Below are 14,188 nucleotides of genomic sequence, written 5' to 3' on the forward strand. Positions count from 1 at the left end.
CCGATCGCCCAGGGCGAATCACTTGCCTGGCTGCCTCGCTGTCGGCGTGTTCGTACCGAGCACCTTCAATCCGACGTCGATGTTCTGTTCGCCATGCGTCTGTCTGCAGTGAACTGCAATCACGTTCACCCCTGGCTTGAAGAGGCTCAAGGTCTGCTCATTGCAGGGCAGGCTGATGTAGGTCTTCTCACTTCCCCGGCGCTGAAGGACTCTGTGCCCGTTGAGGTAGATGTCGACGTCTTCATCGTGGTGGATCCGCCAGAGGGCGCCGCGGAGGTTGGCGGGGGCGTCGATCGTGACCCGGGTGCGCAGCCAGATGTCCGGGGTGTCCCAGACGGTATTGACGATCGCGCCTGGTGTCTGCCTGGTGCCAAAGCCGCCGAGGCCCGTTTTCCAGGACCTGGTCTCGTAGTCGGTCGCCATCCACTTCCCGGCCGGCGTTGAGGTCGTGTAGCTCCATTCCGCGCCGCCCTTTTCTGCGGTGGGCAGGACCGTGACCCAGTTTGCGGCCATCCGGGCGACTGCCACGCTTGCCATCGAAGTGAATCCGGCCTTGAGCCCGTGGGGCTTCTCGAATGTCATCAGGCAGGTTGGCTCGAGCGGGTAGGCACCCAGGCCCTCTCCGAACACGGCCAGCCCCCCTTTGTGGGTTGCGTCGGGCGCTACTTCGAAGCGCACGTGCAGGATGCGGTCCTGGCCGATGCGCGATACCAGCTTCCGGAGGCTTTCCCCCTGCAAGGTAGCGCGAGTGAGATATCCGTACGATCCCGGTTCGTATTGACGGAAGTGGGACAGGACCCCCCACGCATCGGCCGGGTCATCGTCAAGCGTTTCCACCTCCCCAAGCACCTGCTTGCCATTGAGAAGCAGGTTGACGTCCGTTGCCCAGGTCTTGACGTCGCTCTGCGGATAGTCCAGCGGGTTCCTGCGTGCCGGCCAATCCAGTTTTTCGGGCCCGGCCTTGCTTGACAGCTCGGCCATCACGGTCAGCTCGCTGAGTGCGTCGAGCGGTAGCGAGGCGGGAATGCTGAGACAATACTCTGCCATGCCGGCACCTCGGCCATGGACCTTATGTGCGGCGACCCCTTCGGGAATTGGGACGCCTTGGGTGAAGGTCCATTCCGCCAAGTCTGCCGGCGACCATCGCATGGCGAGCGTTGTGGCGGTCATGGCCTCGATGCGCGGGGCGGGGCCGCGATCGACCAGTAGATTGATGTAGTTTCGAGCCACGAGCGTCTGGCCATCCAGAAGTTCGACGAGCAGGGCGCCCAGGACGCCGTCGCCGTCGGCCGTCACTCGTACCGCCTGCTGGTCCACGACCCGGTAAGGTTGCCAGGTGGCCGGCTGGTTCTGCCACCGCCCGTGGACGCGCGATGCGAAGCGATCGAACCAGTCCACACGGTATCGAAGAGTCAACGATTCGCCAGGCCGTTCCGACCAGTGGCTGATCTTGATCGGGATTTCGCGGGTCTGGCCCGGCTCGAGTTCCACGACCGGAGGCGCGTCGAGGGCTACGAAGTCCGGACCGTTCAAGTCCTTGAGGGAGAAGCCGGGGTGCCACTGCTCGTAGCCAAAGTCCTTGGGGGTGCGGTCGTAGTTCACGAAACCGTTGTGTTCCCACTCGATGTCCGACAACTCGGTGTACACGTAGCCGCAGATCTTGTCGTGCAGCCGCAGCTCATTGGTCAGGTACTTGAAGCACCAGCTGACGTCCTGGTCGCCCTGGCTTGACCCAATGCCGCCGTACTCGCTGTTGATCAGCGGGGCGTTGCCCTGCCGGTGGCCGCGGGCGTAGTTGAACGTCGAGCCGGGGTAAGTGTGTCTCACGACCTCCTGGATGTGGGCGCGGGCCCTCTGGTGATCATTGATGTAGAAGTGCCAGGAATTAATATCGCTGGTAACGTGATCGTAGAGGCACGGGGAGTTGTCCTCAATCAGCCGGGTCGGGTCGGTTCGCTTGGCGAGATCGAACATCTGGGCCACCCACTGTTGGCGGTCTTCCGAGTACCCTTTGTCGCCGATTCCCCAGGTTTCGTTGAAGAGGCACCAGGAGAAGACGGAGGGGTGGTTGAAGTCCCGCTCGACGGCAGCCGCAAACATCTCCTGCCAGAAGGCCTGGGCCTGTGGGGTATGTCGCCAGTAGCTGGGCATGTCCTGCATGATGAGGATGCCGGTCTTGTCCGCCCAGAACAACTCGCGGGGGACGGGTATCTTGATGTGAATTCGAAGGAAGTTGAGTCCGATCCGCTTGCACAGGTCGTAGTCGCTCTGCATGACGCTGTCGCTGGGGTATTGGTGGATGGCGTTCGGATGGAATGACTGATGCAGGGCGCCTCGGAGGTAAATGGGCTTGCCGTTGAGGAAGATGTACTGGTCGTCGCGTCCCGGGGCGACGCCGACCGAGATCTCGCGCAGGCCGAAGTAGGTTTCCACGGAATCGGATGGCTCCGCCGGCCGGTCGGGATCGCCTAGTGTGAGGGTGACCGGATACAGCGTGGGTGAATCCGGTGACCAGAGTTGGGGGGTGTGAACCCGGAGAGTCGCTTCGACGATGTTCCTGCTCCCGTCCAGCGGCAGGTGGACCGCTTCAAACGCGTTGTCCGGGCTGCGAACGATCAGCGTCTGGTGGGCGGGCTCACCGTCGAGGCGTATCGTGTATTTGACCTGGCCGGTCGCGATTCGCGGTTCTGCCCGGACCGAGCGAATATAGCTGCGTCCCCGCCCCTCCAGGAAGACGGTCTGCCAGATTCCGCTGGTTCGCGTGTACCAGTTGATCTGCTTGCCTGTCGGCTGTTGCGGATCAGTCTTGTCCACGACGCGGATGACAACGGTCACCTTCCGACCGACCTGGCCGAACGGGGACAGATTGACGTCGAACGGCACATACCCGCCGACGTGTTCTGCGGCCAGCCGGCCGTTCACCCAGATCTTGGCTTCCCAGTCGCAGGCCCCGACCACCAGCCAGACGTCGCGTTCTTTCCACGCGTTTCCCGCGGGCAGTTCGATCTCCCGCGCGTACCAAGCCACGCCCCTGTATTCGGTGTCGGTAACGCCGCTCAGGCGGCTCTCCCACGGAAACGGCACGATGATCCTGCGGTTCCACGCGTGTTTGCCCGGGGCAAACCACTGTTCCTTCTCGCCCACGTCCTCGGCGTCGAACGCGAAGCTCCAGGGTCCGTTCAGGTTGACCCACGGTTCCCGTTTGAGATCGGGGCGCGGATGTTCCGGCCAAGGGACTTCAGCGGCAGCGGCCATAGTGATCCATCCCATGAACGAGGGTAACAAGAGCAGCTTCATGATACGAGAATGATACGCTGGCCTCCCTCTTTCGCAAGCCAGGCCGTTGCGATAAGATGCGTGCCACGGCGAGCGTCATCGCAGGAGGAAGACATGATTCGTGTGGGTTTGATTGGTGCGGGATTCGTCGGCCGGAACCACTTCAATCAGTACGAGAAGCTACCCGGCCGGGCTTCAGTCGTGGCCTTGTGCGACCGGGAGGCCGACCGCCGGGCTGGCGACTGGTCCAAGGTTGGCGGCAATCTGGCCGACACCCAGGGGACCAAGCGTGACCTGGGAGCGATCAAGCCGTACACGAACTGGCAGGATCTCCTGGCCGACCCCGACGTCGATCTGGTTGATATCTGCGTGCCGACGACCGCCCACTGCGAGATATCGATTGCCGCCCTCAAGGCCGGCAAGCACGTCCTGTGCGAGAAGCCCATGGCCCTGAGCGTTGCGGACTGCGACCTGATGCTGGCCGCCGGACGTGATGCCCCGGGCAAGTTCATGATCGCGCAATGCATCCGGTTCTGGCCGGAATACGTGTTTCTGAAGTCGGTGTTCGATCAGAAGAAGTATGGTTTGCTGAAGGCGCTCTCGCTCCGTCGGCAGGCTGAGGCTCCCACCTACTCGCTGAACAGCTGGGTACTCAAGCCTGAGTTGAGTGGCGGGGCAGTCCTTGACCTTCATGTGCATGACGTTGACTTCGCGATCCATCTGCTGGGCAAGCCGCAAGCGGTGACAGCGCAAGGCTATCCCTCGCCGCAAGGCTCGCTGGACCATATCCACGCCTTTTGGCACTATGGTCCGGGCCTTGTCGTGAGTCTTGAGGGCTGCTGGGATCTGCCGGCCGGTTTCGGTTTCAACATGGGATTCACGGCCGTGTTCGAACAGGCGGCTATCACCTGGGATCTGGCCACAGGCAAGCCGCTGACAGTCTTCCGTTCGGGATCTGCACCAGAGACGCCGGCGATGCTTGCCGGCGGAGACGGCTACTTTGGCGAGATTGCGTATTTCATCGAGTGCATTGAACGTGGTCAGACGCCGAAGACGAGCACGCCGCAGGAGAGCCGGGATGCTGTAGCCTTGGCCCTGGCCGAGAAGAAGAGCGCCCTTTCGAACAAGCGGGTGAATGTCTGATCTAGCGAGCAGAAGCGGCTGGGCCGTTTCCCCAGCCCAGGTGCTCCGGGGCCACCGGGGTGGAGACGTCGACGTACACCTTGCCCTCGCGAATCTCGTGGCGATAGAACGTAAGCCGCATATGCGGATAGTCCGGATCGGTCAGCCCGGTCCTCAGGTTCCAGGGCCAGCGATGGACGGGACAGATAACGCATCCGTTGGCGACTTCGCCCCTGCCCAGTGAACCCTGGGCGTGCGGACACAGATTGCCCACCACCACGAATCGTCCGGCGTCGTTGCAGATCGCGTACGATTGCTCCCCTACCTGGACGCGTACGGCGCTCCCTGGAGGAGCCTGCGTGACATCGATTGTGTAGACCCATTCCGGGGCCGCCCCGTGACTGCTGCGCATCACCCTGATCCCTCGTCTTGTCTTGCGCGCTCTGTTACCCCGCCCGCAGCTGCCGGCGACATTCGCGACAAATCCACTGGCTCGACTCGATCTGCTGGAGGGAGCCCAGCCGCCCGCAGCCGTCGCACAAATCCACTCTTCCCTTGTGTGAGGCCTTGGCGACTTCCTCGTTGAGCTCGAGGATGTCCTCCAGAAGCTGAACCTGCAGGGAGGCGTTCATTGCCCGGTCGCGATGCATGGCCAGGATCTGCCCCACGGACCCGAAGACCAGGAATCCGACCAGCCCGATGCTGGCCACGGCGGCAGCGCCCAGATAGAGCTGGTTGGAGTTGTATTGATGAAGCAGGCCGGAAAGTGGGCCGCCGACGAGGACGCCGTCGATCAGGGCTTGGGCGCGGAGGACGAGGTAGCCCCCAAGGCCGGCACCGGCGATCAGCACCACCACCGCCAGAGCATAGAAAGAGCCGATGAGGAAGCGAATGATGCCGTATTTGCGTTTCTTGCGCTTACTGGCCATGCGGGTGCCGTCCTACTCACCGGTGGCGGGTCCATGCGGCAGCCGGGCACTATAGCGGCAGAGGAGCCGGCGTTCAATCCGCGCTGACCGTCACCAGCTCCGCCAATCGATCCATCTCCTGCCGCAGGGCCCAATCCGGGAATCGCTCGGACGGGCGTTTCTCGGCCTGGTATGCCCGGATGACCTGCGCGATCGCCAGGTGAACGAGCTCGGCCGGCACCTTGATTTTCCTGTCGCCGTCCCGGCACACAAAACGTCCGAACTCCGGTTGTGAGCCGAGTCGTCCGCCGAGCAGGATGTGATAGTGCTCCACGCCCTTCCGGCCCTTGTAGTTGTACAGCGTCCCCTGCAGTCCGATCTCGGCGATCTGGTACTGGGCGCAGCTGTTCGGGCAGCCGGTTACGGAGATGAAGATCGGCTCCTGCATCGGTACATTGGCTTCGAGATAGTCCAGAATGCGCCTGGCCCGGTCCTTGGTCTCGACCACGGCGAGGTTGCAGAACTGCGTTCCGGTGCAGCTCAGGATTCGCTGCCGAACCAGCGGGGCGTCCGACGGCAGACCGATATCCGCCAGCCCCTTTTTGACATCCGGCAGGTCGGCCCTGGGTATGTTCAGCAGCAGGAGGTTCTGCTTGATGCTCGCGTTGATCTGCCGTTCCGGATCGCGACAATACCGTTCGGCCAGGTCAGCGAGCTGCATCATCTGGTCACCGGTCAGGCGGCCGCAGGGAACCGGGACTCCCACAAATGCCAGACCGTTTTTCAGTACGCCTCCGCCCGCATGGTCATCGCTGGATGCTCCGGCCGGGGCTACGATTTCCTGGTCATGCTCGAGGGGGTAGCCCAGATAGTGCTCCAGCTGAACGCGGAACGCCTCCCAGCCGATCTGGGCGACGTAGAACTTCAAACGGGCTCGCAAGCGGCCTTCGCGGAGATGGCTTTGATCCCTGAAGATGTGTGCGGTTGCCCGGCAGACGTCGATGACCAGGCCCAGGTCCGGTTTCAGAAACACGCGGAGCGACTGCCCGAAGTGCGGCGTGTCGCGCAGCCCGCCACCCACGCTGACGCCGAATCCTCGCTCGCGGCCGTTGGCTCGTTTACGTTCCACGCCGAAGAACGCCAGGCAATTGATCTGTGGCGCATGGCAGTGGACGCGACATCCACTGATCGAGGTCTTGAACTTCCGGGGCAGATTGCTGAACTCCCTGCCGCCCGCCCGGTACATGTCGGTGATGGCCTGAGCGAACGGCCGGGTGTCCACGATCTCGTCGGCCAGCTCACCCGCCAGCGGGCACGCGGTCACGTTGCGAGGGGTGTCTCCGCAGGCGAACTCCTGGTGCATCCCAAGGGTTTGGTAGATGGTGGACAGGGCGTCGGGCAGGTCCTGGACGCGCAGCCAGTGCAGCTGGATATCCTGACGCGTGGTTACATCTCCGAAGTTGCGGCCGTAACGCCGGGCCAGTTGCCCGATCTCCCGCAGTCGAAACGCGGTCAGTGCTCCGCCCGGCATCTTGATCCGGAGCATGAAATGCCCTTCGTTGGGCTTCTGCTTGTAGATGCCGTACCATTTGAAGCGATCCAGATCGTCGGGATCGATGGCCGCGTAGTCTCCTGCGGCCGCGTATCGGTGGATATCGTCCCAGACGTCCAGACCGTCCTTGATTCGCTTGAGTTCTTCTGCCTGAGCAGCTTTGACGGCCATGCCTTGAGTTCCTCGCGACAGCGCTGGAAACCCGGGCAAGCCGTTGCCCGGGCTAGGTTCCGGCGGGCTGGGTGGCGGGTTTTCCAGCGGGCGAGGCGCCCCCCGACCTCAGCCGGTCCACGAACCGCATGAGAGATTCTAGCTCCGGGTGCGTGGTTTGACCGCCGCCGGCGGGCCTGGTGGCCAAGGCTGGATTCATGGCATCGCGGTTTTCGGCCAGTTCCTTGGTCCGGATCGCGATTCCACGTTCCATATGCGTCATACCCAGATCGCTGAGCCCGACGGCAAACTCCGTGTATCCGAGCAAAAACCGAAGCCGGTAGTCGTCCTCCGGCTCCAGTCGTCCCTTCAACTCGATGATCCGATGATTGATGTTCTTGAGGTCGCGGGCGAAGGCCAGGAGATCTGGTTGGGGCTTCTTCGTTTGGTCGAGCAGGCGCACGGCCTGAAACAGTGCCGACGCACTGGTCAGGTACTCACCTGCCCCGAGCAGCGCCATTGACCGGCCCAACGCGGGTGCCGGATCCTGGGGGTCCATCATTTGTGCGATCTCGAACTGGCCCGCGGCTTGATAGTACTTGCCGTCTTTGAGCGATTGGGATGCCTGGCTCAGTCGCACGCCGACCGCGGAATCGCCTTTGTTCATGAAAGGAATGGCGAGCAGAGACGTTGCCTGGTCCGCGCCCGGTGTCTCGGGGGCGGCATCCGGCCATCCGGTCGGAGCTTGCGGCTCGCCCGGTGTGCTGTCGCCCGGTTGCATCGGGCGGTTGATGGGCTTGGCCAACCGTGTCTCCAGGTTGCGTCCGCGTTCGAGAATGGACGCCACCGAGTCCATTCTGGCGGGAGGTACTCCCGGGGAGAGCCGATTGTCCGTTCTGCGGGGATCCTCCGGTCCGGGTGCCTTGACCCGGGTATCCACGAGACTTGTCAGAGGCCTCGGTCCGGTCGCCCCCGTCGTGGCCTGATCTTGGGCGGCATCCCGAACCAGTTGGTCGGCGGAAATCCGTCCGGCGCTAGTCTGGTACAGGTCGGGCAGTTGTGCGGGGACGTTTCCTCCCTGGAGCGATTGTCGGGCGGCAACCAGCGGGTCGAAGGTGGTTGTTCCCAGCAGGCGACCTGATCGGGCATATGGATACGGACCGCCCCCATAAGCTGATCCGACTCGATTATAGCTTTGAGCGGAGGCACCATATCCTGTCGCGTAAGCCGTTGAGGAGTAGTAGGTGCCTGATTGCCATGCCGGGGTATAGGGATCCCGGTTGTCGCTGTAACTATAGCTGTCGCGGTAGAAATTGCTGAGTGGATCGGCTGCATACCCGCTTGTGTAGCCGCTGCGAGTGCGCAGGGTTGAGCTGCTGGTGACTCCGTAGCCGCTCAAGTTTGGGCTGCCCAGGAAGAGCGAGCTGGAATCGCGGATGGGTGAGTAGCCCTGGAAAGCCCGGCCGCCGCTGACGTTGCCGGTGACAATCCGGTTACTCGCGTTGGGCTCGTACATCCGACCGGCGGGGTTGAAGCCGCCGGAGCCGCGCTGAGGATTCGCGTCCAAGGCGTTGCCGTCGCGAATCAGCTGTTGCCCGGTTGCCGGCAGACACAGGACCAGGGCAGATACGATGCCAGGCAGTGAGTACTTGCGAAGGCTCATGTTGCGTCCTTTCACAACCGGGCCGGGTCCGCGTGCAGGCCGCTGCGGAGCCGCCCCCGGATAGTCGTCATGGTGCTTTATCGGCCAACCTCAGGTCCGGGCCGCACAATACTGTCCTGGTGGTCCGGTCAAGGTCCGGATCTCGCCGAGGTTTCGGGCTCACCCGAATTATAGCGGACCTGCGCGCACCTTGTCACCGCAGGTCCCCCCTGTCGTTGGATGCCGTCGGCGAGCCGAAGTTCCGCGTGGAGCCGGGCGTTCCGACGCTGGCGTGTTTGAGGCCGGTGTTTCGGCTCTACTTCTGCTGTTTCCGCACGATCACGTCGAAGTTCTTCACCATGGATCGGTAGGTTCCGGCGACGATCGCGCCATAGAGCGCCGCGGCGATGAATGTCCCTATGCACAGGAGCACGTTGAGGTCGAAGGGGTTTGCCGAAGTACCGAACTGATTCCGCCCGAGGCTGCCCGGGTCGAGCACGTAGTAGATCGCGGTGACGAAGGTGAGGGGAACGGTGATGCTGGCGATTTCCGGGGGCACCTGCGATGTGCTCACGGCACACAGCGACAGGCCGAAGGCCACCACGAGCAGAATACCCATGCTGGCCATCACCGCCTGCACCGATTTCCTGCTTTTCAGCGACATCTGCAGACCGATCATGCAGGCGAATGACGCATAGACGGTCAGGAGGATCGGAAGCAGGACGGCCGACAGGAGCGACACGACCGGCTCCGGTGCTGCCCGGACCATATCGAAGATCGCGGCCGCAAGAACGGTGACGGCGGGGACGGCCATCAGGGGCAGGGCGAAGCTGATGAGCCCGCGAAGCTTACCCCAGACGATGTAGCGGCTGGTCAAGGGGGTGGTCAGGAGCAATTCCATGGTGCCATCGTCGCGTTCCCGGGTAATAGCTGTTCCGGCCGTATTCGCCGCCATCAGCAGGACGACCAGGAATTCGACCATCACGATCCAGATGAGCCACGCCCGGGCCAGAGTGGGTGAGGTTCCGGTCACGGGGTTGAACCACCCGGATCCGTAGCCATACAGGAACAGCACCCCGGTTGTCGCTCCGCCGATGAGGTAGGAGTACCGCATGAAGCCGCTGCTGGCGGCGCTGGCCTTGGTCACCGCTTCGCGCCAGGCGATCGGGTTCGACCAGACGCGGCGAATCCGGTGGCATCGCTCTTCGTCGGTCTTACGTCTGCCGAACCTGACCTGAAGGCTCCGAAGCAGTCCGGCCTCGCCCTGCTTGATGCCGCTCCGCAAGAAGAGCGTGGCGATGCCGACCAACACGGCGGATGCCAGGAGTGTCAGGGTCATGTACGCCCACTGCGGCGAGGCGAGCATGTAGTTGAACGGCCAGGCGCGATGGGCAACCGCCGCGGCATCGGGCGGACGAATGTGATTCAGGGCCACTTCCAGTGCGTAGTAGGGGTGGATGATGGCCAGCCAGGTCATGCCCGTGTTGACACCGGGAATGACGGACTCCGGGACACAAGTCCACTGCAGGTTGCCCAGGCCGAGACCGGCGAACAGATAGACAGCGATGCCCACATAAAACGAGAAGATCGTACCCCGCGAGCCCACGCGTAGCACGCTCACCAGAATGGCCAGCGAGCCGGTCAGGATGGCCGTGCACCCCGCGATGCCGAAGCTCAGGAAGATCTGCTCGCTGGTCACGCCGCCGAAGATCATGGTGATGCAGAAGATCGGCAGGCCGGCGACCAAAAGGGCCAGAACGAAGAACAGCCGGCTGCCCAGTGAGCCAAGCACGATCTGGGCGTTGGTCAGCGGGGTGGTCAGCAGCACGTTGAACGTCTCTGCGTCCTTTTCCTGTGAAATCGCGCCGGCGGTGAAGACCGGTGCCAGGAAACACATCATGGCCAGCTGCAAAACGGCGATAATTTCGAAAATGCGGGTCGAGCCCTTGGCCAGGAGGGTCAGAGACTGCCCGGAACTGGAGTTGGCGAACTGAGCGATGAGCATCACGCCGAAGAGAATGAGCAGATACAGCACGCGGACCCAGAGATGCTGAGTCCGTTTGCCGCCGCCCTGCACGACACGCAGGACGATAGGGTTGGCCGGAAGCAGCCGCCACACCGCCAGGGCCATGTCGTGGAGCAGTGGCTTGGCGATCTCTCGTTTGATCTGCATGCTACAGACGCCTCTCGTGCGACTCCTGGTCAAGCGGCCGAGGTCGTTGGCGGGTTATGGTTGTGCTCCCAGCCCCAGGGCCACGAGATCCGACTCGTCGAACGGCATTCCGTGCTGGTCGGCCCGCTCCCGGATGGGTGCCGCCGCGGCCTCGCGCTGTTCCGCGGTTGCCAGGGCTATCACCGCCGCCTGAAACTCTCGCTGGACCTCCCGGATGGGGCCGGTCAGATGCTCATACTCACGCTCCATGTGGTAGATCCAGGGACGGACGCTCTCTTGGCTCAGCGACCACCGCATCGAGTACTTCATGCGATTCTGCCGGCATTGTGCGCGCCAATTGCCGACCATGAGGGCCTCGGCCCGCTCGCGGTACTTGGCCAGCAGGTCCTCGGCCTGGACCATCTGTTGTTCGTCGTATTTGAAGAACTGCTTGACGGCCGTCAGGTAGCTCCGCCATTGCTTCGGATCGATCTGCTGCAGCTCGTTATCGGCTTGCCACCGAGCCTGGCGCATTGCGGGAGGCTCTTTTGCAGCCGCCTTCTCGTCCATGTCGATTTCCTGCTCAAGCCCGTTGATCGTATCTTCGGAGGGTTTGAGTTCACCTCGAGACCATCGCTGGAGGGTTTCCTCCATGTGGTCGAACTTCCTCCTCATCTCCTCCATGCCCGCGCGGTACTTTGCCCATTGCTCGTCCGAGAGTTCGGCGCGGGCGTCGCTGGAGAAGCCCTTGAACAGCTCGCGAATCGCGGGGGTGAAGCCTGCCCCGCGTCGCCCGAGTTCCTTGGTCATCTCCGGGCCGATCTTCTGGCCGCGGGTCGTCATCAGGGTCTCCATCCAGTACTCGCACAGATCGCGCATCGCCTCGCCGTGCCGGTGGCCCATGTCCATGGTCCGCTCAGCGAAGCTCCCGCTCAGCTTGTCGATCTGCTCGCTGGAAAGCCCGATTTCCTTGTTGACCTCCTTGGCCACGAATTGGCGGGAGAACAGCCGAACGACTTCCGGAGTCAGGCGGAAACCGTTCTGCGTCGGCCGCATCAGCTCATCGGTCGTCGTGGTCTCGTTCGAACCGGTCGCGTCCTGGGCCATGAGCGATCCCGGGAGACCGGCCCCTACCGCGCCGGTCAAGAGCCAGACTGCCAGGCCGCGGCCTCGCCGGACCAGACGTGGTTCCGCACTCATTGGTCTTCTCCTGTCTTCAGGTCGTCGCCGGCGGCAGCGGTCTCGGCCGTGCCAGCCGACTGGCCCTCGACCGTCGAGCCCGCGGGCTGCGAAGCGGCAGGCTCCTGGTAGCCGTGGGCGATCAGCGCCTTTGCGATGCGCTCCTCGGCTGCCGCCCGCTGGGCCTGGGTGGGAATGGCGTCGATCCGCTGCTTCAGGTCGTCGCCGATCGTCTTGATCGGCTGGACCATCACGCTGTGGACGTTGTCCAGGTGGCCCCGAAGCGGGTGGTTCGGCCCGATCCGCAGCTCCCACAGCATATGGTACCATATGCGGTTTCGATACACTTTTTCACGCCACTGGGTATCCTGGGTGATGGCCTGGGCCCGCTCCAGGCACTCGCGAAGCACGGAATCCGCGGTGTTGGACTGCGATTCGTCAAAACCGTAGAATTTCTTGGCCTCCTCGACATATCGCTTCCACTGGTTCGATTCGGCATTGTCGATTTCCCGTTGGGCGATCTGCTTCGCGTTGGTATAGCGTGCCGACTGTCCGCTGCCGTCCTTCCTGACGTCGTTTCCTTCTTCCGAGAAGGGGTTCTCGTAAGGTTTGATGTCACCGTTCTCCCACCGCTGCATGGTCTTATCGAAGATGTCCAGCGCGGTCGTCATGCCCATCAGATCCGCAGCAAAGGTGAGCTGGTCCTTGGCCGCCAGCATTGGGCGGATGTCCTTCGAGACACCCTGGAGCATCTCCCGCAAGGCGGGCATGAACGGCTTGGATGCCTGGCTGATCGCCTTGGCCACACCCGGTTTGACGATCCCTCGATTGTCCTCTCCGCTGTCTTCGATCTCGGCCCGAAGGACCTCGGCGACGAAATGCTCCATCTGTTGGTTGTAGCCCGCCGCGTCCAGCTTGTGGGCCATGCTCATCAGTCGCCGGGCCACCGTCTCGGCGGCCTCGTCCACTTTGCTCGCGTCGAGGTTGTATCGCTTGGCGGCCACCTCTTCGGCGAACAGTCGGCCCATTGCCCGGGCCATGCCGGGAGTGAACCGCACGCCGAGCTCGGTCGGTTGGTCCCTGCTCGTCCGCTCGCTGTCCGGCGGGGCCTGGACCTGGCCGGGGAGGGGTGTGGCCAGGCCGAGCAGCACGCCCGGCAGCCAGCGCCATCGCATCGAACACTGCATGAAGAACGCTCCTTCCGGGGGTTATTGGACGATGCCCTTGGTGAGCCGCAGGAAGGCCGTCTCCAGGTTGGCTTCTTCCTCGCGAAGCTCGGTGATGGCCAGCCGGTTCTCCAGCAAGGCCCGAGCCAGGAAGGAGAAGTCGTGCATCTCCGTCTTGAGCTCCACGGACAGGCATCCGTTGTTCTGCTCCACGCTTTTGACCGGCTCGAGCTGCTGCAGGACGCGGGCGGCCAGATCCGATCGATCGGCCACCCCGACCTGCACGCGGGTCCCCATGCCCGCCTGGCGGGTGGCGTCGCGGACCGATCCGTGGAAGAGCAGCTCGCCGCGCTCGATGATTCCCACGGTCGAGCAAAGCTCGGCCAGCTCGTGCAGGATGTGCGAGCTGATGACGATGGTCTTGCCCATCTTGTGCAGTTCCTTGAGCAGCTCCCGGATTTCGATCCGCGCTCGCGGATCCAGCCCGCTGGCCGGCTCATCCAGCAGTAGCACCTTCGGGTCGTGCAACAGCACGCGGGCGATGCTCAGGCGCTGTTTCATGCCTCGGGACAGCGAGTCCACCAGGGCCTCACGCTTGTAGGCCAGGTCGGTGAGGTCCAGCACGTCCCCGACGATCTTGCGGCGGTGTTGCCCGGTGATGCCGTAGGCCGAGGCGAAGAACTCCAGGTACTCCTGCACGACCATGTCGCTGTAGGCCCCGAAGAAATCGGGCACGTAACCGATCAGCGGTCGGATCTTACGTGACTGGTAGCCGATGACGTGCCCGCAGACCCGGGCCTCGCCCCAGGTCGGCTGCAGCAAGGTGGCCAGAATCTTGATCGTGGTGGTCTTGCCGGCCCCGTTCGGGCCGATGTACCCGAAACACTCCCCCTCCTCGATGTTGAGATGGAGGTTGTTCAGGGCCACCAAGTCGCCATAACGCTTCGTCAGGTTGATCGTCTCGATGATCACGCTAGCCAACCACCTCAGCAAAGCCAGAATCCGGGGGCCCTCACCCGGCCGCATGCCGGCTGGCGAATA

General features: G+C 63.2%; 10 protein-coding genes. 1 reads left to right on the plus strand and 9 read right to left on the minus strand.

Translation table 11 applies throughout. The features are described 5' to 3' along the window. Positions 1–18: 18 nt before the first annotated feature. The gene (locus tag KA354_07645) at positions 19–3,255 is read right to left on the minus strand and encodes a hypothetical protein (GenBank protein ID MBP7934508.1); all 3,237 of its coding nucleotides are present in this window, start codon (positions 3,253–3,255) and stop codon (positions 19–21) included. 135 nt (positions 3,256–3,390) lie between these two features. Here KA354_07645 and KA354_07650 point away from each other — a divergent pair, with 135 nt between their 5' ends. Further along, on the plus strand, positions 3,391–4,419 hold the full coding sequence (locus KA354_07650) for a Gfo/Idh/MocA family oxidoreductase (GenBank protein ID MBP7934509.1): 1,029 nt from the start codon (positions 3,391–3,393) through the stop codon (positions 4,417–4,419). 1 nt (position 4,420) lies between these two features. On the opposite strand, the gene KA354_07655 is transcribed toward KA354_07650, so the two are convergent. The 8 genes from KA354_07655 to KA354_07690 form a co-directional block, all read right to left on the minus strand. Then, the gene (locus tag KA354_07655) at positions 4,421–4,810 is read right to left on the minus strand and encodes a Rieske 2Fe-2S domain-containing protein (protein MBP7934510.1); all 390 of its coding nucleotides are present in this window, start codon (positions 4,808–4,810) and stop codon (positions 4,421–4,423) included. Between the two features lie 34 nt (positions 4,811–4,844). Further along, a complete protein-coding gene (locus KA354_07660) occupies positions 4,845–5,327 on the minus strand; it encodes a hypothetical protein (GenBank protein MBP7934511.1) in 483 nt (160 codons plus the stop codon). A gap of 73 nt (positions 5,328–5,400) precedes the next feature. Continuing rightward, positions 5,401–7,029 carry a nitrite/sulfite reductase gene (locus tag KA354_07665; protein MBP7934512.1) on the minus strand — a complete coding sequence of 543 codons (1,629 nt, stop codon included), beginning with the start codon at positions 7,027–7,029 and terminating at the stop codon, positions 5,401–5,403. Between the two features lie 52 nt (positions 7,030–7,081). Next, complete coding sequence (locus tag KA354_07670) at positions 7,082–8,671, minus strand: hypothetical protein (GenBank protein MBP7934513.1); 1,590 nt, start codon at positions 8,669–8,671, stop codon at positions 7,082–7,084. A 295-nt stretch (positions 8,672–8,966) separates the two neighbouring features. After that, a complete protein-coding gene (locus tag KA354_07675; protein ID MBP7934514.1) occupies positions 8,967–10,823 on the minus strand; it encodes an ABC transporter permease subunit in 1,857 nt (618 codons plus the stop codon). Positions 10,824–10,877: 54 nt separating this feature from the next. After that, positions 10,878–12,002 (minus strand): hypothetical protein, encoded by a 1,125-nt coding sequence (locus KA354_07680; GenBank protein ID MBP7934515.1) that lies wholly within the window; start codon positions 12,000–12,002, stop codon positions 10,878–10,880. Continuing rightward, positions 11,999–13,168, minus strand: a complete 1,170-nt coding sequence (locus KA354_07685; protein ID MBP7934516.1) for a hypothetical protein — start codon at positions 13,166–13,168, stop codon at positions 11,999–12,001. Before KA354_07685 ends, KA354_07680 begins: the two co-directional genes overlap by 4 nt. 21 nt (positions 13,169–13,189) lie before the next feature. Beyond that, positions 13,190–14,116 (minus strand): ABC transporter ATP-binding protein, encoded by a 927-nt coding sequence (locus KA354_07690; protein ID MBP7934517.1) that lies wholly within the window; start codon positions 14,114–14,116, stop codon positions 13,190–13,192. Between the last annotated feature and the right edge of the window lie 72 nt (positions 14,117–14,188).

The sequence above is a fragment of the Phycisphaerae bacterium genome (genome assembly GCA_018003015.1).
In the GTDB taxonomy this organism is placed as follows: Bacteria; Planctomycetota; Phycisphaerae; order UBA1845; family PWPN01; genus JAGNEZ01.